Source organism: Xanthomonas sp. WHRI 6108 (assembly GCF_040202385.2).
In the GTDB taxonomy this organism is placed as follows: Bacteria; Pseudomonadota; Gammaproteobacteria; order Xanthomonadales; family Xanthomonadaceae; genus Xanthomonas; species Xanthomonas arboricola.
In genome coordinates this window covers 989504-1014325 of sequence record NZ_CP168198.1, presented here as the reverse complement: position 1 = coordinate 1014325, position 24822 = coordinate 989504, and the positions used below count along the sequence as shown (strand labels likewise).

24 protein-coding genes are annotated in these 24822 nt (G+C 66.7%); 13 read left to right on the top strand and 11 right to left on the bottom strand.

Annotation, left to right across the window (positions count from 1 at the left end):
• The first annotated feature begins 8 nt into the window (after nucleotides 1-8).
• The 3 genes from ABQ039_RS04265 (at nucleotide 9) to ABQ039_RS04255 (ending at nucleotide 4072) form a co-directional block, all read left to right on the top strand.
• Entirely contained in the window at nucleotides 9-836 is an 828-nt protein-coding gene (locus ABQ039_RS04265) for a p-hydroxycinnamoyl CoA hydratase/lyase (RefSeq protein ID WP_184610346.1), read from the top strand.
• Nucleotides 837-919: 83 nt separating this feature from the next.
• A complete protein-coding gene (locus ABQ039_RS04260) occupies nucleotides 920-2389 on the top strand; it encodes an aldehyde dehydrogenase (protein WP_349778207.1) in 1470 nt (489 codons plus the stop codon).
• A gap of 204 nt (nucleotides 2390-2593) precedes the next feature.
• The gene (locus ABQ039_RS04255; RefSeq protein ID WP_349778206.1) at nucleotides 2594-4072 is read left to right on the top strand and encodes an AMP-binding protein; all 1479 of its coding nucleotides are present in this window, start codon (nucleotides 2594-2596) and stop codon (nucleotides 4070-4072) included.
• Between the two features lie 195 nt (nucleotides 4073-4267).
• Here ABQ039_RS04255 and ABQ039_RS04250 read toward each other — a convergent pair whose 3' ends face one another.
• The 3 genes from ABQ039_RS04250 to ABQ039_RS04240 form a co-directional block, all read right to left on the bottom strand.
• Nucleotides 4268-5269 (bottom strand): LysR substrate-binding domain-containing protein, encoded by a 1002-nt coding sequence (locus ABQ039_RS04250; RefSeq protein ID WP_016900751.1) that lies wholly within the window; start codon nucleotides 5267-5269, stop codon nucleotides 4268-4270.
• Between the two features lie 66 nt (nucleotides 5270-5335).
• Nucleotides 5336-5695, bottom strand: coding sequence for a protocatechuate 3,4-dioxygenase subunit alpha (locus ABQ039_RS04245; RefSeq protein ID WP_016900752.1), 360 nt, complete (start codon nucleotides 5693-5695; stop codon nucleotides 5336-5338).
• Between the two features lie 10 nt (nucleotides 5696-5705).
• Complete coding sequence (locus ABQ039_RS04240; protein ID WP_349778205.1) at nucleotides 5706-6611, bottom strand: gallate dioxygenase; 906 nt, start codon at nucleotides 6609-6611, stop codon at nucleotides 5706-5708.
• A gap of 235 nt (nucleotides 6612-6846) precedes the next feature.
• Between ABQ039_RS04240 and ABQ039_RS04235 the strand changes: the two genes are divergently transcribed.
• The gene (locus ABQ039_RS04235; protein ID WP_054591361.1) at nucleotides 6847-7521 is read left to right on the top strand and encodes a GntR family transcriptional regulator; all 675 of its coding nucleotides are present in this window, start codon (nucleotides 6847-6849) and stop codon (nucleotides 7519-7521) included.
• Between the two features lie 201 nt (nucleotides 7522-7722).
• Here the strand turns inward: ABQ039_RS04235 and ABQ039_RS04230 are convergent, their stop codons facing one another.
• The 5 genes from ABQ039_RS04230 to ubiH form a co-directional block, all read right to left on the bottom strand.
• A complete protein-coding gene (locus tag ABQ039_RS04230; RefSeq protein ID WP_349778219.1) occupies nucleotides 7723-8757 on the bottom strand; it encodes a transporter in 1035 nt (344 codons plus the stop codon).
• A gap of 125 nt (nucleotides 8758-8882) precedes the next feature.
• On the bottom strand, nucleotides 8883-9314 hold the full coding sequence (locus ABQ039_RS04225) for a nuclear transport factor 2 family protein (protein WP_039523669.1): 432 nt from the start codon (nucleotides 9312-9314) through the stop codon (nucleotides 8883-8885).
• Between the two features lie 86 nt (nucleotides 9315-9400).
• The gene (locus ABQ039_RS04220) at nucleotides 9401-10123 is read right to left on the bottom strand and encodes an alpha/beta fold hydrolase (protein ID WP_054591364.1); all 723 of its coding nucleotides are present in this window, start codon (nucleotides 10121-10123) and stop codon (nucleotides 9401-9403) included.
• A 114-nt stretch (nucleotides 10124-10237) separates the two neighbouring features.
• A complete protein-coding gene (locus ABQ039_RS04215) occupies nucleotides 10238-11419 on the bottom strand; it encodes a UbiH/UbiF family hydroxylase (RefSeq protein WP_046345760.1) in 1182 nt (393 codons plus the stop codon).
• Nucleotides 11416-12624, bottom strand: a complete 1209-nt coding sequence (gene ubiH / locus ABQ039_RS04210; RefSeq protein ID WP_046345759.1) for a 2-octaprenyl-6-methoxyphenyl hydroxylase — start codon at nucleotides 12622-12624, stop codon at nucleotides 11416-11418. Before ubiH ends, ABQ039_RS04215 begins: the two co-directional genes overlap by 4 nt.
• 269 nt (nucleotides 12625-12893) lie before the next feature.
• Here ubiH and ABQ039_RS04205 point away from each other — a divergent pair, with 269 nt between their 5' ends.
• From ABQ039_RS04205 to ABQ039_RS04165, 9 genes are all read left to right on the top strand, one after another.
• Nucleotides 12894-13472, top strand: coding sequence for a hypothetical protein (locus tag ABQ039_RS04205; protein ID WP_349778204.1), 579 nt, complete (start codon nucleotides 12894-12896; stop codon nucleotides 13470-13472).
• A gap of 1 nt (nucleotide 13473) precedes the next feature.
• Entirely contained in the window at nucleotides 13474-14031 is a 558-nt protein-coding gene (locus ABQ039_RS04200) for a cob(I)yrinic acid a,c-diamide adenosyltransferase (protein WP_179464620.1), read from the top strand.
• A gap of 37 nt (nucleotides 14032-14068) precedes the next feature.
• The gene (locus ABQ039_RS04195) at nucleotides 14069-14977 is read left to right on the top strand and encodes a histone deacetylase family protein (RefSeq protein WP_046345757.1); all 909 of its coding nucleotides are present in this window, start codon (nucleotides 14069-14071) and stop codon (nucleotides 14975-14977) included.
• Between the two features lie 126 nt (nucleotides 14978-15103).
• The gene (gene lptD / locus ABQ039_RS04190; RefSeq protein WP_024938280.1) at nucleotides 15104-17536 is read left to right on the top strand and encodes an LPS-assembly protein LptD; all 2433 of its coding nucleotides are present in this window, start codon (nucleotides 15104-15106) and stop codon (nucleotides 17534-17536) included.
• Nucleotides 17533-18933, top strand: a complete 1401-nt coding sequence (locus ABQ039_RS04185) for a peptidylprolyl isomerase (RefSeq protein WP_349778203.1) — start codon at nucleotides 17533-17535, stop codon at nucleotides 18931-18933. The genes lptD and ABQ039_RS04185 overlap by 4 nt, the downstream gene beginning before the upstream one ends.
• Before the next feature lie 4 nt (nucleotides 18934-18937).
• Nucleotides 18938-19906 carry a 4-hydroxythreonine-4-phosphate dehydrogenase PdxA gene (pdxA, locus tag ABQ039_RS04180; RefSeq protein WP_349778202.1) on the top strand — a complete coding sequence of 323 codons (969 nt, stop codon included), beginning with the start codon at nucleotides 18938-18940 and terminating at the stop codon, nucleotides 19904-19906.
• Between the two features lie 116 nt (nucleotides 19907-20022).
• Nucleotides 20023-20811: a 16S rRNA (adenine(1518)-N(6)/adenine(1519)-N(6))-dimethyltransferase RsmA gene (gene rsmA / locus ABQ039_RS04175; protein WP_024938283.1), complete on the top strand. Its 789-nt coding sequence runs from the start codon at nucleotides 20023-20025 to the stop codon at nucleotides 20809-20811.
• A 36-nt stretch (nucleotides 20812-20847) separates the two neighbouring features.
• Nucleotides 20848-21231 (top strand): Co2+/Mg2+ efflux protein ApaG, encoded by a 384-nt coding sequence (gene apaG / locus ABQ039_RS04170; RefSeq protein ID WP_039523655.1) that lies wholly within the window; start codon nucleotides 20848-20850, stop codon nucleotides 21229-21231.
• 28 nt (nucleotides 21232-21259) lie between these two features.
• Entirely contained in the window at nucleotides 21260-22219 is a 960-nt protein-coding gene (locus tag ABQ039_RS04165; RefSeq protein WP_184615585.1) for a symmetrical bis(5'-nucleosyl)-tetraphosphatase, read from the top strand.
• A gap of 350 nt (nucleotides 22220-22569) precedes the next feature.
• Here the strand turns inward: ABQ039_RS04165 and ABQ039_RS04160 are convergent, their stop codons facing one another.
• The 3 genes from ABQ039_RS04160 to lgt form a co-directional block, all read right to left on the bottom strand.
• Nucleotides 22570-23064: a dihydrofolate reductase gene (locus tag ABQ039_RS04160; protein ID WP_349778201.1), complete on the bottom strand. Its 495-nt coding sequence runs from the start codon at nucleotides 23062-23064 to the stop codon at nucleotides 22570-22572.
• 66 nt (nucleotides 23065-23130) lie between these two features.
• Nucleotides 23131-23925: a thymidylate synthase gene (locus tag ABQ039_RS04155; protein WP_184610325.1), complete on the bottom strand. Its 795-nt coding sequence runs from the start codon at nucleotides 23923-23925 to the stop codon at nucleotides 23131-23133.
• Nucleotides 23922-24812 carry a prolipoprotein diacylglyceryl transferase gene (lgt, locus tag ABQ039_RS04150; RefSeq protein ID WP_024938288.1) on the bottom strand — a complete coding sequence of 297 codons (891 nt, stop codon included), beginning with the start codon at nucleotides 24810-24812 and terminating at the stop codon, nucleotides 23922-23924. Before lgt ends, ABQ039_RS04155 begins: the two co-directional genes overlap by 4 nt.
• Between the last annotated feature and the right edge of the window lie 10 nt (nucleotides 24813-24822).

Below are 24822 nucleotides of genomic sequence, written 5' to 3'. Positions count from 1 at the left end.
GACGCCGCTTGAACGAGCATGACGTGGTATCGGTCCGCATCGAAAACCGCATTGCCTGGGTGAAGTTCGCACGCCCCGACAAACGCAATGCGATGAGCCCGGCGCTCAACCGCCGCATGATGGACGTGCTGGACGAGCTGGAATTCGACGACAACGTCGGCGTGCTGGTACTCGGTGGCGAAGGCACCGCCTGGTCGGCCGGCATGGACCTGAAGGAATATTTCCGCGAAACCGAAGCCCAGGGCCTGCGCGGTGTACGTCGCTCGCAGCGCGAATCCTACGGCTGGTTCCGCCGCCTGCGCTGGTACCAGAAACCCACCATCGCGATGGTCAACGGCTGGTGTTTCGGTGGCGGCTTCGGGCCGTTGTTCGCCTGCGATCTGGCGATCGCCGCCGACGAGGCGCAGTTCGGCCTGTCGGAAATCAACTGGGGCATCCTGCCCGGTGGCGGCGTCACCAAGGTCGCGGTGGAACTGCTGTCCATGCGCGATGCGATGTGGATGACGCTGACCGGCGAGATGGTCGACGGCAAGAAGGCCGCCGAATGGCGCCTGGTCAACGAAAGCGTGCCGCTGGAACGGCTGGAAGCGCGCACGCGCGAGGTGGCCGAGATGCTGCTCAGGAAGAACCCGGTCGCGCTGAAGTACGCAAAAGATGCGGTGCGCCGGGTCGGCACCATGACCTACGACGAAGCCGAAGATTACCTGGTGCGCATGCAGGAAGCAGCCAATTCGTTCGACAACAACGCCCGCAAGGAAGGCATCCGTCAGTTCATCGACGAGAAGAGCTACAAGCCCGGCCTGGGCGAATACGACCTGACCAAAAACAGCGCCTGAGCACGTCCTACGGCGCCTGAAGCGATGCGTGCAGCACGCGCATCGCTGGCGCTGCCAGTGGTTTTCTGCACCGAGGAGGGAGTATGGAAGCCTTGTCCGCAACCCTGCGCGGAATCGCCGCGCGTGGGCCGTTTGGCCTGTTCATCGACGGCCAATGGCGCGCAAGCAGCGGCGATCGCGACGTCGATGTGATTGCCCCGCACACCGAACAACGCCTGCTGCGCTACACCGAGCCCTCGCCGGCAGACACCGAGGCGGCCATCGCCGCCGCGCGTGCCGCGTTCGACAGCGGCCCCTGGCCGCAGCTATCGCCGCACGAGCGTGGCGTCGTGCTCAAGCGCGTGGCCGCACGGTTGCGTGCGCGCCTGCCGGAGCTGGCCGAAGCCTGGACCGGGCAGGTCGGCGCCACCATCGGCTTCAGTCGCCGCGCCTCGCAGCAGGCACCCGGCCTGTTCGACTATTACGGCGACCTGATCGCAACCCACCCATTCGTGGAGCCGCGTGCACGTGCCAACGGCGGCCGCGTGCATATCGTGCAGGAGCCGGTAGGCGTGGTCGCCACGATCACTCCCTGGAACGCACCGCTGGTGTTGCTCTGCTACAAGGTCGCTGCGGCCCTGGCGGCCGGTTGCACGGTGGTGGCCAAACCCTCACCGGAAACGCCGATCGACGCCTACATCCTGGCCGAATGCATCAGCGCCGCCGGCGTGCCCGATGGCGTGTTCAATCTGCTGCCGGGCGGTCGCGAGGTCGGCGAACAGCTGATCCGCCATCCGCAGGTGGACAAGGTGAGTTTCACCGGCTCCACCCAGGCCGGGCGGCTGATCGGGGTGGCCTGCGCCGAGCGGCTGGCGCGGGTCGGGCTGGAGCTGGGCGGCAAGTCGGCCGCGATCGTGCTGGACGATGCAGACATCGCCAAGCTGCTGCCCAGCCTGGTGCCCTACTCGATGCCGATCACCGGCCAGGTGTGCTTCGCGCTCACCCGGGTGCTGGTGCCGGCGCAGCGACGCGACCAGATCCTGCAGGCGTACTGCGCGGCTGTGGGCGCGCTCAAGCTGGGCGACCCGTTCGCAGCCGAGACCGGCATGGGCCCGTTGGCGCTTGGCCGCCAGCTCGAGCGCGTGCAGTCCTACATCGCACAAGGCCGCGCCGAGGGCGCGCGCCTGGTCATGGGCGGCGGCCGCCCGACGCATCTGCCGCGCGGCTTCTTCATCGAGCCGACGGTGTTTGCCGGGGTGACGCCGGACATGACCATCGCCCGCGAAGAGATCTTCGGCCCGGTGGTGAGCTTCATCGATTACCACGACGAGGCCGACCTGATCGCCAAGGTCAATGCCAGCGACTTCGGCCTGCACGGCACGGTCTACAGCGAGGACCCCGATCGCGCCTACCGCATCGCCCGCCGCGTGCGCAGCGGCAGTCATTCGATCAATGGCATGTGGGTGGACTTCGACATGCCGTTCGGCGGGGTCAAACATTCCGGGATCGGCCGCGAAGGCGGCATCGAAGGGCTGCACGCCTTCCTCGAAACCAAGACCATCTATCTCAGTTAGGCCCTTTAGCCCACCGACCGCGCAATCACCAAAGCGCGGTCGCAACGCGATGCGACAGGCACTGCCTTGTCCATCGGTTCCTGCGGTGTGTCCGCACTTTCTGGTGAACGTTCGCCAGGTGTTTTCGCACACGCGTCAACCTTCAGCCGCAGCCGTCGCACTCACGCCAGTCACTCTCCCAATCTGCATTCGGAAGACAGCGCCATGACCATGCCGACCGACTCGATCTCCTTCCACGCCCGCCTTACCCCACACCGGCTTGCCGCCCGCGACCTGCTGCAGGACCGGCAATGGACGTACGCAGAACTGGATGTCTTGATCGGCCGTCTGGCCGCCTTGCTGCAGGCGCGCGGCTGCATCGATGGCGAACGGCTCGCCGTGCTGGCGCGCAATTCGGTCTGGCAGGTGGCGCTGCATTTCGCCTGTGGACGCGTAGGCGCGATTTACGTGCCGCTGAACTGGCGGCTGAGCACGGCCGAACTGGATGCATTGCTGCAGCGCGCCGAGCCACGCCTGCTGTTGGGCGACGACGTTGCTGCAGGGCGCGCCGATGTCGCCTCGCTGGCCGACTTCGTCGATGCGGCGAACACGCTCGAACCGGCGGACACCGGGTCGATTCCCCCCGAACGCATCAGCCTGATCCTGTTTACCTCCGGCACCTCCGGCCAGCCCAAAGGCGTGATGCTGAGCGAGCAGAACCTGCAGCAGGTGGCGCACAACTTCGGCGTCACCACGCGCGTGGATGCCGGCAGCAGTTTCCTGTGCGAAGCGCCGATGTTCCACGTCATCGGCCTGGCCACCAATGTGCGCCCGGTGCTGGCGGTGGGCGGCTCGATCCAGGTCTCCAACGGCTTCGAGCCCACGCGCACGCTGGCCTGGCTGAGCGACCAGTCGCTGGGCATCACCCATTACGTCGGCGTGCCGCAGATGATGCAGGCCTTCCGCAGCCAGCCCGGTTTCGATGCGGCGTCGCTGCGGCATCTCACCGCGCTGGTCAGCGGCGGCGCGCCGCATGCCAGCGATGACCTGCTCGGCTGGCTGGACGACGGTGTGCCGATGGTCAGCGGCTTCGGCATGAGCGAGGCCGGCACGGTGTTCGGAATGTCGGTGGACTGCGCGGTGATCCGCGACAAGCTGGGCGCAGTCGGCATTTCGACCCCTGCAGTGCAGACGCGCGTGGTCGATGGCGATGGCAACGACTGCCCGGTCGGCGTGCCCGGCGAGCTGTTGTTGCGCGGCGCCAACCTCAGCCCCGGCTACTGGCGCGATCCGCAGGCAAGCGCCGCTGCGCTCGACGAGCACGGCTGGTTCCGCACCGGCGACATCGTGCGGCGCGATGCCGACGGGTTCTTCTGGGTGGTCGATCGCAAGAAGGACATGTTCATTTCCGGCGGCGAGAACGTGTACCCGGCCGAGATCGAAGCGCTGCTTGCCGATCACCCGCAGGTGCGCGAATGCGCAGTGGTGGGGATCGCCGACCCCCAATGGGGAGAGGTGGGCTACCTGGCGATCGTGCCGGCCGACGAGACGCCGGATCTGGAGCAGATCCGCGCCTATCTGATCGAGCGACTGGCCAAGTACAAGGTGCCCAAACACCTGCGCGTGGTCGAGGCGCTGCCGCGCACCGCGACCGGCAAGCTGCAGAAGGCGCGCCTGAAAGATGCCCTGGCTACCGAAGCGTGATGCGCCCGGATCTGGATTACGCCGCAAGCAGCCGGCAGTGACGCGCAGGCTGCTGCCCCGCCACACCAGCGACACGGCAGCGGCCGATGCCAGACAGCACAATGGGCAGCCTGAGCTGCCCATTGCATGCATGCCGCACTCCAGCGCCATCGCGACATGGCAGCGGCTTACGCCGCGCATGCCGCGCTCAATCGATCACGCGGACTCGCCCAGCAACAGGTTGTCCTCGCTGATCTGGTCGTCCACCCACACCGCCCCCTGCTCGGCCATGACCGCCAACTGGTGTTCCAGTTCGCGCATCAACAGGCGCACGCCGGGCTTGTGGATGGCACTGCCATCGCGATAGATCACCCCGCCTGCGCGCGCCTGCGACGGCTGCTGCAGCTGGAAGGCGCGCAGCTCGCCGCGTGCGATATCCCCGGCCACCATCATGCTCGGCATCACCGCGATGCTGTCGGTGCCGAGCAGGATCTCGCGGGTGAAGCTGGCCGAACTGGAACGCAGCTGATCGCGCGTGGCCAGCCCATGCTCGCGCATCACCTGCGCCACGTCGCGCTCGACATGCTGGCTCAGCGTCGGCAGCACCTGGCGATACGCAGCGGCTTCGGCGATGCGCACCTGGCCGTTGGCAAACAGGGGGTGATCGCTGCGCGCCACCAGCGCGATCGGATCCTGGTACAGCACCTTGCGGATCAACGCGTCGTAGCGGGCCAGCGGATACAGCCGACCCACCACCAGGTCGATCTCGTTACCGGCCAGCTTGGGCAGCAGCTCGTCGGTGCGTCCGTGCAGCAGGCGTACCCGCAGCGTGGGTTCGGCGCGATACAAGGCGGCCAGCACGGCCGGCAACAGGCCGCTAGCGGCGACCGGCAACGCACCCACGGTGATGGTGAGCGCATCGTCCTGCAGCAGCCCCTCGAAGGTGTCCTGCGCGCGGCGCAACTGGCCGAGCACGACATGCGCGGTCTGTACCAGCACCTCGCCCATGGCATTGGGGCGCACGCCGCGCGAATGACGCTCGAACAGCGGCGCGCCGACGATCTCTTCGATCTCCTGCAGGGCACGCGTCAATGCGGGCTGGGTGACGTTCAACACGCGTGAGGCGCGGAGCAGGCTTTTCTGCCGGTCCAGCGCCTCGATGACACGTAGATGCCGGACCTTGATGCGGTGTTCGAAGAACACGGAGGACATGGTCATGGGGGTAGACCTTACGTTGGGAAGTCGGGGAATGCGGCGGGACGGCACCAGGCCGCCGCCTGCAGCTCAGCGTGCATCGGGTACACGCCGGGTCTGCATGAAATCTTCGAAGGATTCGCCACGCATGATGGCGTAGACCTGCAGATTGGTCATGCGCACCACGCGGGCAAATTTTTCGATGACGAAGAAGTTGGCGCCGTACTGCACCAGCCCGAGCCAGTCGCGTGCACGGATCAGCGCCTTTTCATGCTCGGTGAGGCCGGCTTCCTGCATCAGGGTTTCGGAATCTTCAAGAAAGCGATCGCGCCATGGGGCGCGGATCATATGCCAGAAGAATCGGTTGATGCGCAACGCGCGGTTGCTGGTGCGCAGATCGAACAGGTAAGTGCCGCCGATCTGCTCCATGCCCTGTACTTGCGGATTCATCGGCCGGCCCTCATGCAGCATTCGCGGTAGACGTGGCGTGCGCGAGCAATTGCGCCGAAGACGGCGCGTCAGCGGCTTCGACGCCCGGCTCGTACAGCACCACCGTCATCGCAGTGGTGGTCATCAGGTAGTAGTTCTGATGCAGCTTGCGGATCGGCCCGCCCAGCGCGCCACGCATCGCCAGCCACATGATCTGCTCCACGCTCTCGGCGCCACCCAGGCGCACGTAATCGGTGTGGGTGAGATCGGTCAGCGTTTCCGGCGCATGCTGGAAGCGGTCCAGAAATTCCATGTCCCAGTCGGTGTTGTTGAAACCGGTGCGCTCGCCGTGGATCTGATGCGACAGCCCGCCGGTGCCCACCACCACCACCCTGAGATCCTCCGGATAGGATTCGATCGCCCGCCGCACCGCCTGGCCCAGGCGGTAGCAGCGGCGCGCGGTCGGCAGCGGGTACTGCAGCACGTTGATCGCGATCGGCACCACCGTGCCCGGCCAGTCCGGCACGTGCGGCCACAGCAACGGCAGCGGCGCCGCGCAGCCATGGTCGATCGGCTTGTCCTGAAAAACAGTCAGATCGAACTCGTCGTTGACCAGACATTCGGCGATATGCGCCTGCAATTGCACATCGCCGCGGATCGGTGGCAGGTTGCGCAGCCCCGCGCCTTCGTCCGCCACCGGGAAGCGCTCGCCGATGCCCAGGGCGAAGGTCGGATACAGGTCGAAGAAGAACGTCGTGCAATGGTCGTTGTAGAAGAACACCAGCACGTCTGCCTGCTGGTCGGCCAACCAGGCAGCCACCGGCGTGTAGCCGTCGAACAACGGCTTCCACAGCGGATCCTGCTGTTTGCCCTTGTCGTAGGCCACCCCGATGGTGGGAACGTGCGAGGTTCCGATGCCGCCGATGATGCTTGCCATGCTGCACTCCTGCGATGCACGCCGGCCACTTTCCGTGGCCGGGTGCGCACCATTGATTGAGTCGAAATCCGTCCCGCCATGGGATCCCAACAACGCCGACCAGCCACTCCGGACCGCCAAAACGGTATCCTTGGGATCCAAAGTGCCACCAAGCGCTCTCATCTGCAAGGTTTTTATACCGGTTTTGCGAGTTTTCCCCGTCGAAGGAACGTGCGCTGCGGTACGGCGCGAGAGAATGGAGCCAATGGCGAACAACCACCGATTGCAAGCGGTCCAGCAGCTACGCGAACTGATCCTGTGCGGCACCTTCGCCCCCGGTGAGCGCATCACCGAAGCCGCACTGGCCGAACGACTGGCCATCTCGCGCACCCCCATCCGTCAGGCCCTGCCGGCGCTGTGCCAGGAAGGCCTGCTGGTGCAGGCCGGCAACCGCGGCTATGCGGTGCGACGTTTCAGCCAGCAGGAAAGCCTGGACGCCCTGGCGGTGCGTGCCCTGATGGAAGGCATGGCCGCACGCGCCGTCGCCGAACAGGGCGCCTCGGCTGCGTTGCTGGCCACGCTGCATGCCTGTCTGGGCGAAGGCGACCGGATCCTGGCCTCGCGCAGCCTGGATGCCGACGACGAGCAGGCCTATGGCGCGATGAATGCCTGCTTCCACCGTGCCATCGTGGTGGCCGCCAACAAGCCGATCCTGACCGAGACCGTGGACCGGTGCACCGTGGTGCCCTTCGTCAGCCCGGTCAATGTGGTGTTCGGCCAACGCTCGCCCACCCTGGCCTACGACGATCTGTACTACGGACATCGGCAGCACGGCGCCATCGTCTCGGCCATCGAACAACGCGATGGCGCGCGTGCCGAGCTGTTGTTCCGCGAGCATGCCAATACCCAGCGCCACAGCATGGGCATCTGACGCGCGCGCGGGTTTGGCGCGGACAGGGTGCACTGGCCAGGCCTGGCGTAGCAGCCTGCTCAGCTCAGAACTCGAAAGTAGGATCACCCCGCCTAGCGCTGCATGCAGCGTTGCCTGCAGCAGCGTGCTGCATCCGTCTGCGCCGCAGCATGCACGCAGACCCGCCGGCGTGCATGCTGCGGATATGTGCGTGCTTCCACGTCAAAGGGAATGCACGAACATCAGGTTGACGCTGGTGCCGGCCACCGAATTCTTCACCTCTACCGGCAGATAGACATTGAAATTCAGCAGGTTGTTGGCATCCAGCCGCCAGGATAGCCCCGGCCCGAGATAGAACTGCATGCGTTTGCTGTCGGGCACACGCTGCCCGTTGGTGCGGTTGTCCTTCAGCTGCTGCAGGTAATACCCGTTGATGCCCAGGCGCAGTTGCTCGCTGACCTTGACCGAGCTGGCCAGGTTGGCCCACAGCACATCGCCGGCCTGACCATTGCGAAAACGGAATCCCGGGATCGGCGGTACGCCGCCGGCGCGATCGGTGCGGAAATTGTAGAGATAGTTCAGCCGCATGCTGATCTCCCAGTTGTCGCTAGGCTGCACGGTGAACGCCCAATGCGGCGCCACCGACCAGAATCCGGTGCTCTGGTTGATCGCGACATCGCGATCGAACTTGCCTACCGGAGCGAACGCATCGATTGCGAAGCGCTGGAAGAACAGGACTCGTCCGTTGCGCATCACCGGGTCGATCTGCAGCGCCGGGCCGAAGGAAATGTCGCCCATCCCGAACCCGTTGCCGCGCAACTGCACGGGGCTGTCTGCGGCGAAGGACATGTCGTAATTGACCAGCGGCACGATCGCATTGAGGCTCAGCGACGCGCGCTTCCACCGGTAGGGCGTGACGTAGATCAGCTGGGTCAGCAGAACGCTGACACCAACCTTGGGATCGCGGAAGGCGGCCGAATCGTCGCCGCGCGCGTCCTTGATCGCGTCGAAGTCGTAGTGGCGTAGATACTCGATCACCGTCCAGCCCTGCGTCGAGGAGCCGAAGCCATCGAGAAAACTCGTCCCGCCCAGGTTGATGCCCTGCGGCGGTGCAGCGGTTTCCGGCACCGCTTGTGCGGATGCCGCAACGGGCACGCCGGCGCCCAGCAGTGTCAGCAAGGTCAGGACACGGCGCCGGTACGACGGTAACCGTGGCGGTGCAACGGCACAACGGGCAGATGAGCTCACGCGTTCCACTAGGCGATTCTCCAAGGCGATGGATGGATGACTGCGGCGCGACGTGGGGGAGGAAAGCGGTGCTGCGGTACGCGGCGGCGGCGAACGCGCCGTCTGTGCGTCGTTGAATCGGTGCGAGGCAGCGATCAGTCAGCGCCGATGCGCATCAGCAAGGCGCCAAGCCGCTGCTTGAACAACCAGCGCCCCTGCTCCAGTACCAGCACGTCGTCGAAACTGCCGAGCAACGCAGGCGATTGAGCTGTCCAGGGCGGCGCCGTCGAGGTGTCTGCAGCGGTGTAGAGCAGGACCTTGCTGTGCGCATGCGCCAGGGTCGGCGACTGGATGCTGACCAGGGTGTTGAGCATCAGGTGACAGGTCGTCCGCGGCGGGCGGGCGCGGAACGATTGCAGAATCGCCTCGCGCCCGTGCACCGGCAGCTCCGGCGCACTGGGGCGGGCGAACACGCCGTCGGCAGTGAACAATGCGGCGAGACCGTCGTGATCGTGACGATCGTTGAGCAGTGCGAATTGGCGAATTACCTGCTCGCAGGCAATGATGATCGATGCATCGTCGGGCATGCAGCCTCCTCGGGGTGTTGCTGAAAAAACCGACACGCCTGGTCAGCGACGGCAGCGCACGCGCCGCCAGCCGGACCGGGCCGCCATCACGCGTCCTGCAGCCAGTCGCGCATTGCAGCACTGACGGCCGCGGGCGCTTCCAGGGGCGCCATATGCCCGCTGTTTTCGAAGACCACCAGCCGTGCGTGCGGGATCTGCCGCGCCATCTGCTGGTGCTGGGCCAGGGGGCTCCAGACGTCCTGGCGACCCACGCCCAGCAAGGTCGGGCAGCGGATCTGTGCCAGCACCGGCGCGGCATCGGGGCGCTCCAGCAAGGCTTCGATCTGGCCGGCGTAGGTCTGCACGCTATGCCGCTGCACCATCGCCATCAGTGGGTTCATCAGCCCGGCATCGGCGTGCCGGTCCGGATGCAGCATCGGCGGCAGCCATTGCCGTGCCAGCGCCTGCATGCCTTGCGTCTGCGCAAGCCGCACCAGCGCCGCGCGCTGCTCACGCTCGCCGTCGCGGCGTGGCGCAATACCGGTGTCCAGCAAGGCCAGGCGCTGCACGCGTTGCGGCGCCTGGCGCACGATTTCCAGCGCCACCCGCCCGCCCATCGAATGGCCCGCCACCGCGAACTGCGGCGGAGCGACGGCCAATACGTGTGCTGCCATCTGCACGATGCTGTCGAAGCCGGCGAAGTCCAGCACCTGCACCTCGGCCAGATCGCTCAGCGCCGCGCGTTGCGGCTGCCAGATGCTGGCGTCGCAGAGCAGGCCGCAGAGCAGCAGCAGGCCGGGCTTGGACGAACGGGTGGTGGAAGATGACATGGCTCGACTGTAGCCACGCCGGCTTCGCCCGTCGTATGGAACATGCTGCCCGCGCTATAAGCGTATCGACATACCAACACATGACCGACGCCATGCGCGTCGGCCGTCAGGCGATCACGCGCTGCCAGAGGCGCGCTTCCACAGCACATCGACCAGCGGCGGCAACGTGCCGGCCAGCCCGAGCACCGACCCGCGCAACAGGGTCAGATGCATGTCGTCGTTGGAAAACACCGTGTTGATCGCATCGAAGCCATAGGCGGCCACGGTGTTCTCGCTACGCCGGGTGCGCGCCCAGCGCTGCAGCCGATGCGGGGCGGCCCAGTCCGCACGCCTTGCCAGCGCATTGCGCACCTCATCGCGCAACGCAACGACATCGCGCAGGCCCAGATTGACGCCCTGCCCGGCCAGCGGATGCACCACGTGCGCGGCATCGCCCAAGGTCAGCACGCGGCCGCTGACGTATTGCTCCACGAGTTGCCGTTGCAGCGGAAACGCCGTGCGCGCGGAGACCACACGCACCTGCCCCAGCCGCGCCGCGAAGGCCTGGGTCAGCTCGCGCGAGAAGTCGGCATCGTCCAGCGCCAGCACGCGCGCGGCCTCGGCATCCGGCAAGGTCCATACGATCGAACTGCGGCCATCGGCGAACGGCAGGAATGCCAGCGGGCCGGTGGTCAGGAAACGCTGCCAGGCCGTGGCCTGATGCGGCTGTTCGGTCTCCACGAAGGCGACCACGCCGCGCTGCGCGTAGGCATGCCGCGACACCGGCAGACCGGCGAGCTCGCGCAAGGTCGATGCGGCGCCATCGGCAGCGATGGCGAGCGCCGCTTCCAGACGGCTGCCATCGTCCAGGCGCAGGCGCACGCTGTGTGCGTCCTGCTCCAGCTCGACCACGCGTGCCGGGCAATGCACCTCGATGCCGGCCGCGTGCACGGCGGCCCACAGGCGATCGACCAGCACCGCGTGCTCGATGATCCAGCCGAGTTGTTCGCGGCCCAGGGTGTCGGCATCGAAGCTCAGCTCGCCACCACCGGCCGCATCCCAGACCCGCATGCGCCGGTACGGCTGCACGCGGGCAGCGCGCACCAAGGCCCAGACGCCCAGGCTGTCGAGCAATGCGGCATTGTCGGCGGCAAAGGCATAGACGCGCAGATCGGGCTGGTCGGCCCGCCAACGCGCGGGCTCGCGGCCTTCGACCAGGGCCACGCTCAGGCCGGCATCGGCCAGCGCCAGCGCGCAGGCGGCACCGACCACGCCACCGCCAACGATCAAGGCATCACGATTACCACGACGGCTCATGCGACGCCCCTGCACAACTGCGGCACATCGCCCCGGAAACCCATCGCCCCGCCGACCAGCATCGACTGCAGCGGCGCCGCCTGCGAGGTGGCGAGCAGGCCGAGGCTGCGCAACGGCCGCAGCAACGGCGCCGGATTCCCGGTAAGCCGCGCCAGCCCGCTGGAAAACCCGATGGTCTGCTCGCGGTCCACGCGTCGGCGTGCCAGGTAACCGGCCAGCAATGCGCCAGCCCCGGCATCGCTGCGATCGTGCTCGATCAATTCGGCCAGCGTCAGTGCATCGCGCAAGCCGAGGTTGAAGCCTTGTGCGCCGATCGGATGTAGCGTCTGCGCGGCGTTGCCGAGCAGCACCACGCGCTCGGCGACCAACTCGTTGGCCAGCACCTGCACCAGCGGGTACGCGCTGCGCTCGCCGCTGGCGACAAAGCGCCCGGCGCGCCATCCAGCCGCCCGCTGCAACCTGGCCAGCCATCCGGTCTCGTCGAGCGCGGCCACCGCCTCGGCCTCGGCGCGCGCCACGCAGTGGATCGCGCCGTAGTGGCGATCGCCGCGCGGCAACAGCGCAGTCGGCCCGTGCTCGCCGAAGCGCTCCCAGGCGGTGCCATCCGGTGGGCGGGAGGCGCGCACCCGCGCCACGAACAAGGTCTGCAGGAAGTCGTGCGCATCGCTGCCGATATGCAGCAGCTCGCGCACTGCGCTATGGGTGCCGTCGGCGCCCACCACCAGCCGGGCCTGCACGCGCTGCTCGCCATCGGCGGTGGCAATCCGCAGCGCGCGCAGACCGTCCTGCACCGGCTCGACCCCGATGCAGCGTGCCGGGCGATAGCGGCGCAACCGGGTCAGCTCGTCCAGGCGTGCCGCCAATGCCTCGCCGAAATCGCGCGCCACCACCACCTGGCCGAAGCTGTCGCGGCCGTAATCGGCCGCATCCAGCTGCACACGGCCGAAGTCGCCGGCCCGGCTGACGTGGATGCGCCGGATCGGCCCCGGGGCGCTGCGCAGCTTGGCCATCACCCCCAGCACGCTCAGCGCATTGACGGTGGCGGCGGCAAAACTCAGGTTGCGCTGGTCGAACACCGCTGGCGGCGTGGCGGCCGGGGTGGCTTCCACCAGCCCGACATCCAGGCCGATGCGGTCCAGCGCAATCGCCAGGCTGGAGCCGACCAGGCCGCCGCCGACGATCAGAACGTCATGTGGATGTGTCATTGCCACATGATAAGCCTTCGCCCATGACCCGTTGCCGCGAACGGGTGGGACAGCTTGCCGCGCCCTAGCTGGTCTGACGCGGCCGGCTGCTCGCGCAGGGAGCGCTGCCGGCCCTGGCCGGTGCAGGACGCATCCGGGCACCCACCGATTTGCGTCCGCCGTGTCCAGCAACGGGGGCGGCCAGGCGGGCCACCGCAAAGCCGCCAATGGCGCGGGCGTGCCGGGTTCCACGCTACACTCGCCAGCCTGTGATCCGGCCACCTCCGCGCATGACTCCTCGCTCGCACGACACCCTGGTTTTGGGTCTGCTTGCCGTCCTGATGGCGGCCACGCGGATCAATCACTTCGCGCCGATCCCCGACGCGTCCTGGGCGGTGTTCTTCATCGGCGGCTTCCATCTGGCCGCGCGTACCAGGCTGGCGTTCCCGCTGCTGATGCTGCTGGCAGTGGCGGTGGATTGGCTGGTGATCACCAGCCAGGGCCTGAGCTTCTGGCAGCACTACTGCGTGTCGCCGGCGTACTGGTGCCTGATCCCGGCGTATTTCGCGCTGTGGGCCGGGGGCATGTGGCTGCGTCGGCAGTACCACGGCGCGCAGTGGAGCGCGCTGGCCCGGCTGGCGCCGGCGCTGTTGCTCTCGGTGGCGCTGTGCCAGTTGATCGCCCAGGGCAGCTTCTACTGGATCAGTGCCAGCGTGGCCGAGCCGACCGTGGCCGGCTGGTTCAAGAACTACACCGACTGGCTGGGGCCGTATCTGCGCAGCGCCGCGCTGTATGTCGCCGCTGCCGCGGCGATCCAGGTGGCCGCCGAGCGCCTGACCAGCGCGCCCGGCCAGACCCAGGCCGGCTGAGATGGGCAACCGGCTCTCGCGGATCTATACGCGCACCGGCGACGACGGCAGCACCGGGCTGGGCGACGGCAGCCGTACCGGCAAGGATGCGTTGCGGGTCAACGCCTATGGCACCGTGGACGAGGCCAATTCCGCCATCGGCGTGCTGCTGGCTGCCCCCGGCGTGCCGGAACCGATCGCCGGGCTGCTGACCACCATCCAGCACCAGTTGTTCGATCTGGGCGGCGAGCTGTGCATCCCCGGCCATGCCGCCATCGATCGCGCCGATATCGATGCACTGGAGCGCCAGCTGGACCTTTTCAACGACACGCTGCCCCCGCTGAAGGAGTTCATCCTGCCGGCCGGGGGCGAGGCCGCTGCGCGCTGCCACCTGGCCCGCACCATCGTGCGCCGGGCCGAGCGCGAGACCGTTGCGCTATCGCGCCAGGAGAGCGTGCGCAGCGAGGCGATCGGTTACCTGAACCGGCTGTCCGACCTGCTGTTCGTGCTGGCGCGCGTGCTGGCGCGCGCCGATGGCCAGCAGGAAGTGCTGTGGCGGCACGACCGCCGGCGCGGCTGACCTGCACATGGCACGGCGGACAGGCTAGATTTGCCCCATGTTGGTCTTTACCCATCCCGCCTGCCTCGGGCACGACGCCGGCCCCGAGCATCCCGAAAGCCCCGCCCGCCTGGAAGCGGTGGTGGAGGCACTGCGCGACGCGTTCCCGGACCTGGACTGGCGCGAGGCGCCGCTGGCCAAGCTCGGCGACCTGTGCCGGGTGCACGAGCGCGAACAAGTCGACGCGGTGCTGGAAACCGCCTTCGAAGGCCACCACCGGCTCGACGTGGACACCGTGATGTCGCCCGGCTCGCGCGCGGCGGCGTTGCGCGCGGCCGGGGCCGGCATCGCCGCGGTGGACGCGGTGATGCAGGACGCCACCCGCACCGCCTTCTGCGCCGTGCGCCCACCCGGGCACCATGCCACCGCGCAGGTGTCGATGGGCTTTTGCCTGTTCAACAACATTGCCGTGGCCGCCGCGCATGCGCGCGACCGGCATGGGCTGGAACGGATCAGCATCGTCGATTTCGACGTCCACCACGGCAACGGCACGCAGGCGATCTTCGAGCGCGACCCGAGCGTGCAGTATCTCAGCACCCACCAGTCCGGGCTCTATCCGCACTCGGGCAGCGTTTACGAGCGCGGCATCGGCAACATCCACAACCTGCTGCTGCAACCAGGCAGCGACGGGCTGCGCTTCCGCAACGTGTGGGAAGACGAGATGCTGCCGCTGGTGGATGCCTTCCGCCCGCAGCTGATCCTGATCTCGGCCGGCTTCGATGCGCATCTGCGCGATCCGCTGGCCGATCTGATGCTCGATGCCGACGACTTCGCCTGGCTGACCGGCGCGCTGCGCACCCTGGCCGAGCGGCATGCCCGTGGCCGGGTGGTGTCCATGCTGGAAGGCGGCTACGACCTGCAGGCCTTGCGCGAAAGCAGCGTGGCGCACGTGGCCGCGCTGCGTTGAACCCTACCGGCGCCTTGCTCGCGCCCCCCATCGCGATGAACCTCGCCCTCCCGACCAGGGAGCTCTTCATTGCCCCTATGCGGGGTATACGGCAAGCTAGTCGCCATTTTATTGGTTGAATCACGCGTGCGCCGAGTTCTCCGCCTGCTGCCCCTGCCTTTGAGCATCGCCATCTGCCTCCCGGCCATGGCTGCCGACAAGCCGTTGAACTGGGGACTGTGCCCGGCCGTGGATCCGCTGCCAGGCTTCGACGGCGCGCCCGCCGCAGATGCCAAGGCCGCCGAAATGCGCCAGCAGTTGCCGACCGACATCGAAGGCGACCAGCTGTCCGGCACCAGCACCACCCCGCAGTACCAGGGCAATGTGGCGCTCAAGCGCGGCGACCAGTTCCTGGGCGCCGACAACCTGCGCATGGACACCGAGACCGGCAACTACATCGCCGAAGGCCATGTCCGCTACCAGGACACCTCCTTCCGCATGGTCGCCGACCGCGCCGAAGGCAATCAGGACACCGACGCCCACAAGGTCACCAACATCCAGTACCAGCTGGTGGACCGGCGCGGCAACGGCGCGGCCGAGTCGGTGGACCTGCAGGGCCAGGTCGGCCAGATGCACCGCTCGACCTATACCACCTGCGATCCCTCGCAGCCGATCTGGCGCGTGCGCGCGCCGGAGATCGACGTCGACAACGAAGAAGGCTTCGGCACCGCCCGCAACGCCGTGCTGCAGATCGGCAAGGTGCCGGTGCTGTATTTCCCCTGGTTCAAGTTCCCGATCGACGACCGTCGCCAGACCGGCCTGCTGTTCCCGCAGTTCGGCCTGTCCGGTCGCAATGGCTTCGACTACCTGCAGCCGATCTACCTGAACCTGGCGCCGAACTACGACGCGACCCTGCTGCCGCGCTACATGAGCAAGCGCGGTTTCATGTTCGGCACCGAGTTCCGCTACCTGTACGAAGGCGGTCGCGGCGAGATCACCGGCAACTACCTGCCCAACGACAAGTTGCGCGACAAGGATCGCGGCAGCGTCTTCTATAGCGGCTATCACAACGTCAACAAGTACTGGCAGGCGCGCGCCAGCATCTCCTGGGTCAGCGACACCCGCTATGTGGAAGACTTCACCAGCCGCCTGAACGGCATGGGCTCGGCCTCCAGCCTGCAGAGCACCGTCGGCATCTACGGTACCGGCGAAACCTGGACCGCCGGCCTGATGGCCGACCGCTGGCAGCTGACCGACTACACGCTGGACGAGCAGGCACTGCCCTACAACCGCCAGCCGCGCGCGTATTTCACCTGGGACAAGCCATTCGGCATCTTCGAGGCCGGCGTGTACGCCGAAGCGGTGCGTTTCAACCACGACGACTCTTACTTTGTCAGGCCTCCGACCGACGGGAACACCAACGGTGACGACGGCGATGATTACGTGCGCACCAACATCCGCAACAAGGAATACGGCAGCGGTTCGCGCTTTGACATCAAGCCCTATATCTCGATGCCGCTGTCCGGCGCAGCCTGGTTCTTCACTCCGACCGTGGCATGGCGCTACACCGCGTATCAGCTGGATTCGACGCTGGCCAACACCGCGCCGCTGACCGGCGACCGTTCTCCGTCGCGCAGCCTGCCGATCGCATCGGTGGACGCCGGTCTGTATTTCGACCGCGAGACCTCGGTATTCGGCACCAACTATCTCAACACGCTGGAACCGCGCATGTACTACCTGTACGTGCCGTACCGCGACCAGGACGATCTGCCGGTCTTCGATACCCGCCCGTTCACCTTCAGCTACGGGCAGTTGTTCCGCGACTCACGCTACACCGGCGCCGACCGTCAGAACGATGCCAACCAGCTGACCCTGGCAGTGACCTCGCGCTGGCTGCGCCAGGACGATGGCCGCGAGAAACTGTCGCTGAGTGCGGGGCAGATCCTGTACTTCAACGACTCGCTGGTCACCATCAACAACAGCACCAACACTGCCACGGGCGGCAGCGAGCAACCGATCGAGCAGGGCAAGTCCGCCTGGGTGGCCGACGCCAACTATATGATCAACGACCGCTGGTCGATGGGCGCCACCTATCAATGGAACCCGAATTCGCGCAAGGAAGATCTGGCCAGCCTGCGTACGCGCTACCTGCTCAACAACGACGGCATCATCAATCTGGCGTATCGCTACCGTCGCAACCTGATCGATGACAGCGACCAGCTCAAGCAGGCCGACTTCTCCTTCCTGTACCCGATCAACCCCAGCTGGAGTGCGGTCGGCCGTTATTACTACTCGCTGCTGGACCGCAAGCCACTGGAAATCATCGGTGGCGTGCAGTGGGACAGCTGCTGCCTGGCGGTGCGCGCGCTGGTGCGCCGGTTCGTGCGCAACCGCAATGGCGAGATGGACAACTCCATCCAGGTGGAGTTCGTGCTGAAGGGCCTAAGCTCGTTCGGGCAGAACACGGACCGCACTTTGCGCCGTGCTATTCTCGGCTATTACCGCGACGACCTGTACCTGGTCCCGCCCAGCAATACCACGACTAATCCGGACGATTACGATCCGAACTTGATTCCATGACCAAGCCTTTCTCTGTTGTTCTTGCCTCGCTGCTGGCACTCACCAGCACGCTCTCGCCGTTGGCCTCGGCACAGCAATCCCAGCCGCTGGATCGCATTGCCGCCATCGTCGATGAAGACGTGGTGCTGCAGAGCGAGCTCGATCGCGCCGTACGCAACGTCAAGTCGCAGTACGCCGGCCGGGAAAACCAGCTGCCGCCGGACGATGTCCTGCAGCGCCAGGTGCTGGAGCGTCTGGTTCTGGTCAAATTGCAGGTCGGGCGCGCCGATGGCAGCGGTATCCGTGTCAGCGACGAGGAACTCAACCGGGCAATCGCCAGCATCGCCCAGCAAAACGGCACCACTGTCGATGGCCTGCGCCAGAAATTGGCGGCCGACGGCATGGGCTATGGCGATTTCCGTGCTTCGGTGCGCGACGAAATCATCGTGCAGCGCCTGCGTCAGAGCTTTGCGCAGAGCCGCATCAGCGTGAGCGAAGGTGAAGTGGACACTGCGCTGGCGCAGCAGGCCACCACCGGCAGCCAATATCACCTGGCACACATCCTGGTCGGCCTGCCGGAAGGCGCGACGGCCGACCAGATCGCCACCGGCCAGAAAAAGGTCGATGGCGTGAAGGCATTGATCGACAAGGGCGAGCTGGATTTCTCGGCGGCCGCAGTGCGGTACTCCGACAGCCCGAACGCGCTGGAAGGCGGCGACCTGGGCTGGCGCAGCCTGGACGAGATCCCCAACGCATTCGCCCAGCTGATCCGCGACATGCAGCCCGGCCAGGTCGCCGGTCCGTTGCGCGGCCCGAGCGGTTTCCAGTTGCTCAAGCTGGTGGAAATGCGCGACGCCAATGCCGGCGGCGAAAAGAAGCTGGTCACCGAATACAACGCACGCCACATCCTGGTGCGTATCAACGACAGCCAAACCGAAGCGCAGGCCAAGGCCAAGATCGACACGCTGCGTGCGCGCATCGTTGGTGGCGCCGATTTCCAGGCCACCGCGAAGGAGTCGTCCGAAGACACCAACAGCCGTGGCCAGGGTGGCGATCTGGGCTGGTTCCCGGCCGACGCATTCGGCCCTGACTTCGGCAAGCAGGTCGAAGGACTGGCCGATGGCGCGGTGTCCGAACCGTTCCGCACCCAGGCGGGCTGGCACATCGTGCAACGCGTGGGCAGCCGTCAGACCGACGTCAGCGCCGAAAGCCAGCGTGCGCAGATCCGTGAAACGATCGGCCGCCGCAAGCTGGAAGAAGAGTACAACCGCTATCTGCAGGAACTGCGTGGCGAAGCCTACGTGAGCTTCCGCACCGGCGACCGCGCCGACGGCGATGCCAGTGCCGCTCCGGCCAAGCCAGCCGACCCTGCAGCGCCTGCCGCACCGACGCCGCCGCCGGCACAGCCGACGCGCTGATTCGATGCTCCCGTCGCTCGCGCTGGTGCCAGGCGAGCCGGCCGGGATCGGGCCGGAACTGTGCGTCCGGCTCGCCCAGCGGCCGCGCTCGGATGCCCACCTGATCGCCTACGCCGATCCGGATACCCTGCACAGCGCCGCAAAGGCGCTGTCTTTGTCTGTACGGCTGCTCGATCCGGACCAGCGCGCCCGCGCGCCCGGCGACCTGCCGCTGCATCCGATCCGCCAGGCCGTGCCGACCCGTTTTGGCACCGCGGACCCCGCCAATGCGGCGGCGGTCATCGCCGGCCTGCGTGGCGCTGCCGGCGACTGCCTGTCCGGCAAGCTGCAGGGCATCGTCACCGGCCCGGTGCACAAGGCAGTGATCAATGCCGGCGGCATTCCCTACACCGGCACCACCGAGCTGCTGGCCGAGCAGGCGGGCTGCCCGGTGGTGATGATGCTGGCCAATGCCATCGTGCGCGTCGCCCTGGTGACTACCCATCTGCCGCTGCGCGCAGTGGCCGATGCGATCACTGCCGACGCGGTGGCGCGCTGCCTGCGCATCACCGACGCCGCGATGCGACGCGACTTCGGCCTGGAGCGCCCGCGCATCGCGGTGCTGGGCCTCAATCCGCATGCCGGCGAAGATGGGCATCTGGGCCGCGAGGAGCTGGACGTCATCATCCCGGTACTGGAGCAGCTACGCGGCGACGGCATGCAATTGATCGGCCCGCTGCCGGCCGATACCGCATTCTTGCCGCAGAAGCTCAGCGGCTTCGATGCGGTGGTGGCGATGTATCACGACCAGGGCCTGCCGGTGCTCAAGTACAGCGGCTTCGAGCAGGCGGTCAACATCACGCTCGGCCTGCCCTATCCGCGCGTGGCGGTCGATCACGGCACCGCGCTGGATCTGGCCGGGCGCGGTATCGCCGATCCGTCCAGCCTGATGGCGGCGACCGAGCTGTGCGCGCGCCTGGCCGCACGCGGCTGAGCGAGGGGGCGATTGCCGGGCCTGGAAGGGGCACAGCGTGCACGCAGCCCGTCTGGCGTACCGGCGATGCGCAGAACCGGCACCGCGTGCAGGCGCTGCCACGTTAAACTGCGCACATGAATCATTCTTTCAGCGCACCGGCCAAGAAGTCGCTTGGCCAGCACTTTCTTGCCGACCGGTATTACATCGACCGCATCGTGCAGGCAGTGGACCCGCGCGCCGGCCAGCACCTGGTCGAAATCGGCCCTGGTCAGGGCGCGATCACCTTTCCGCTGCTGCGCAAGCACGGCGCACTGACCGTGATCGAATTCGACCGCGACCTGATCGCACCACTGACCGACGCCGCCGCACCGATCGGCGCGCTGAGCATCATCCATCGCGATGTGCTCAGTGTGGATTTCACTGCACTGGCCGATGGCACGCCGATCCGGCTGGTCGGCAACCTGCCCTACAACATCTCCTCGCCGATCCTGTTCCATGCGCTGGACCATGCCGGTGCGGTAGCCGACATGCACTTCATGCTGCAAAAGGAAGTGGTCGACCGCATGGCCGCCGGCCCCGGCAGCAAGGTGTACGGGCGCTTGAGCGTGATGCTGCAGGCGTATTGCGAGGTCACCGCACTGTTCGTGGTGCCGCCGGGCGCATTCCGGCCGCCGCCGAAGGTGGACTCGGCGGTGGTACGGCTGGTGCCGCGCGATCCGGCCACGGTGCAGATCAGGGATCGGCGGCGCTTTGCCGACGTGGTGCGCGCCGGCTTCGGCCAGCGTCGCAAGACCCTGCGCAATGCCTTGTCCAACGTCTGCGAGCCCGCCCACTTCGAGGCCGCGCAGGTGCGTCCGGATGCTCGCGCCGAACAACTCGAGGTCGCGGATTTCATCCGCCTGGCCAATGTCGAGCCGGCTTGAGCGCCGCTCCCACACGGTTTTATTTAGACTTTCCGCATGCACGATGATCCGCGCTACCGGGTCGAGGTCGAGGTGTCGCCCCGCTTCCTCGCCCATCAATCGACCCCCGACGAAGGCCGCTATGCCTTCGCCTACAGCATCCGCATCCAGAACGCGGGGGCCGTGCCTGCGCGCCTGATCGCGCGCCATTGGCAGATCACCGACGCCAACGGACGCACCGAACGGGTGGATGGCGAAGGCGTGGTCGGCGAACAGCCCTGGCTGCGTCCCGGCGAGGCGTTCAGTTACACCTCCGGCGTGCTGCTGGAGACCGAGCAGGGACAGATGCAAGGTCATTACGACATGGTGGCCGACGATGGCACCGAATTCACCGCCCCGATCGCCGCCTTCGTGCTGAGCGTACCCAGGACGCTGCACTGATGGATGCTGGACTGATGGAGCGCACGCGATGAGCGTCTGGGCAATTGGCGACCTGCAGGGGTGTTACGACATCACCCAGCGCCTGCTGGAAAAAATCAACTTCGACCCCGCGCAGGACACCCTGTGGTTCTGTGGCGACCTGGTCAACCGCGGCGGTCAATCGCTGGAAACGCTGCGCCTGGTGCATTCGCTGCGCGCGCATAGCGTGGTGGTGCTGGGCAACCATGACCTGTCGCTGCTGGCGATCGGCGCGCGTTCGGAAGAGGAACAGCGCAAGGTCAACCCGGATCTGCTGCGCATCGTGCTGGCCGAGGACCGCGACCTGCTGCTCGACTGGCTGCGGATGCAGAAGCTGGCGCACGTGGACCGCGAACTGGGCTGGATGATGATCCATGCCGGGCTGGCGCCGAAATGGACCACGCAGATGGCCGAGAAACATGCGCGCGAGGTCGAGCAGCAACTGCAGGGCGGCGGCTATCGCAAACTGCTGCGCAACATGTACGGCGATCAGCCGGGCTGGTCGCCGGGCCTGAGCGGGTACGACCGCAGCCGCGCAATCATCAACCTGTTCACGCGCATGCGCTATTGCACCCCGCGCGGGCGCATCGCCACCGACGACAAGGGCACGCCGGGTACCCAGGCGCAGGGCCTGTATCCCTGGTTCGAAGTGCCGGGCCGGGTCGAGCGCGATCTCAAGATCGTCTGTGGGCATTGGTCCGCACTCGGGCTGACCATCACCCAGGGCGTGCATGCCATCGATACCGGTGCGGTATGGGGCGGCAAACTCACCGCCTTGCAGCTGGATACCGACGAACTGCGCGTGGTGCAGGTGCCGGGAATCCCGATCACGCAGCCGCAGAAGACCGCACAGCGCAGCCGGCCACCGCGCCGCCGGCAACGCCAGCGTGGCGGTGGCGGAGACAATGCGAACGCAGGCACCGGTTCGACCGCTCCCAGTGCTGCTCCGCCCGCTCCCGCTGCGGACTAATCAACGGTCGTGGTCGGCGCACTGTTGCTGCATACCGAGGCAGTGCGTCGGCGCTTCCGAATCAGCCTGATCATGCATCAGCTACGCGACAGGCACGCTTGCACGTTCGACCTCCAGCGCGCGGACACGCGGGTCGCATTCACCGCGCTGCAACAGATGGGCTGCGTGCACTAGACAAGCACCATCGTGCATGCGCGGCGCGTCGAGTTAGGCGAGCTGGTGGTGAACAGACGCATCGGATGATCGCGCGGCAGTTGCTTGAACGTGATCTGCGCAGTACCGAACAGCGCATGGACAAAACGGCGTGCCGCAACCACTGAACCACTCGCTCTTCAGCCGAGACGCAAGCCTCAGCGCCGCTGATAGTCCACGTAATCGAATGCGAAGGCATGCCGCGCATCGGCCGCATGCGACGCGCGTTGCACCGGTTCCCACACGGCCGGGTCGATCGGTGGAAAGTAGGTGTCGGCCCGTTCCACGGTGGTGTCCACTTCGGTGACAGCCAGCAGGTCCGCACGCTCCATGGTCAGGCGATAGACCTCGCCGCCACCGATCACGCACAGCTCCTGTGCACCGGCCGCCTCGGTCTGCGCAATCGCCTCATCGAGCGACGCCACCGCCTGCATGTCTGCGAACGGCACCTGCCCCGAACGCGTCAGCACCAGATTCAATCGCTCCGGCAAGGCACGCCCCAGTGACTGCGCGGTCTTGCGCCCCATCAGGATCGGCTTGCCCACGGTCAGTGCCTTGAAGCGCTTGAGATCGTCCGGCAACTTCCACGGCAATTCGTTGTCGCGGCCGATGGCGTTGCTGCGGTCGAAGGCGACGATCAGGATAAGTTTCATGCAGCGGACGATATCCCTTCGAACATCAAATCAATGTGTGGCATCACTCAGCCAGTGAAGCGACGCTCACACCGCCACCGGCGCCTTGATCGCCGGATGCGGGTCGTAGCCCTCGATGACGATGTCCTCGAAGCGGAACGCGAACAGGTCGTTCACGGCGGGATTCAGGCGCAGGCGCGGCAGCGCGCGCGGTGTGCGGGTCAGTTGCTCGCGCGCCTGCGCGAAGTGATTCGAATACAGGTGCGCATCGCCCAGCGTGTGCACGAAATCGCCCACGCCCAGGCCGGTGGCCTGCGCCACCATATGCGTCAGCAGTGCATAGCTGGCGATATTGAACGGCACGCCGAGAAAGATGTCGCCGCTGCGCTGATACAGCTGGCAGCTGAGCTTGCCGTTCACCACATAGAACTGGAACAGGCTGTGGCACGGCAGCAAGGCCATCTGCGGCAACTCGCCGACATTCCAGGCGCTGATCACCAGCCGGCGCGAATCCGGGTTGCGCTTGATCTCGTCCACCAGCCATTGCATCTGGTCGATCTCGACGCCGTCCGGGCCGGTCCAGCGCCGCCACTGCTTGCCGTAGACCGGGCCGAGATCGCCGTTGTCGTCGGCCCATTCGTCCCAGATGCGGACCTGGTGGTCCTTGAGATAGCCGATGTTGGTGTCGCCCTGCAGGAACCACAGCAGCTCATGGATGATCGAGCGCAGGTGCAGCTTCTTGGTGGTGACCAGCGGAAAGCCATCATTGAGGTCGAAGCGCATCTGCCAGCCGAACACGCTGCGCGTGCCGGTACCGGTGCGGTCGGACTTCTCGGCGCCGTGTTCCAGCACATGCTGCAGCAGGTCCAGATAGGGCTTCACTTGGCCGCCTCCGCGCCCGCGGTCTGCGCCAGCATCGGCTGCAGCACTGGCGCGCGGCGCGACATCGCCAGCAACACCAGGCCGCCGATGATCAACGGCAGGCTCAGGATCTGCCCCATCGTCAGCCAGTTGAAGGCCAGGTAGCCGATCGGTGCATCCGGCACGCGCACGAATTCCACGATGAAGCGGAACACGCCGTACAGCAGCGCGAACATCCCCGACACCGCATAGCGTGCGCGCGGCTTCATCGAGAAGGTCCACAGCACCACGAACATCACCACCCCTTCCAGCGCCGCCTCGTAGAGCTGCGAAGGATGGCGCGCGAACTGGTTCAACGCACCGGCGGCGTACTGCGCCTGGAGTTCTGCCGGCAACTTGCCGGCCAGTTCCGGTGCAAGCGGGAAGATCACGCCCCAGCCGGCATCGGTGAACTTGCCCCACAACTCGCCGCCGACGAAATTGCCGAGCCTCCCGAAGCCCAGGCCCAGCGGCACCAGCGGCGCCACGAAATCCATCACGTCGAAGAAGTGCAGCCGGTGCTTGCGCGCCCACAGCCCGCAGGCAATAAGCACGCCCAGCAGGCCGCCGTGGAAGCTCATGCCGCCCTGCCACACCTTGAACAGGATCAACGGGTTGGCCAGCAGGCTGTCGAACGCATAGAACAGCATGTAGCCGATGCGCCCGCCCAGCACCACGCCGAGCATGCCGTAGAACAACAGGTCGGAAAATCCGTCCATGTCCACGCCCGGCAGGCGGCCGCGCAGGATGCGCGAGCGCCCCAGCGCCCAGGCAGAGAAGAATGCGGCCAGGTACATCAACCCGTACCAGTGCACCTGCACCGGTCCAAGCGAGAAGGCGATGGGGTCGATGGCGTGCAGATAGATCATGCGGACCGCG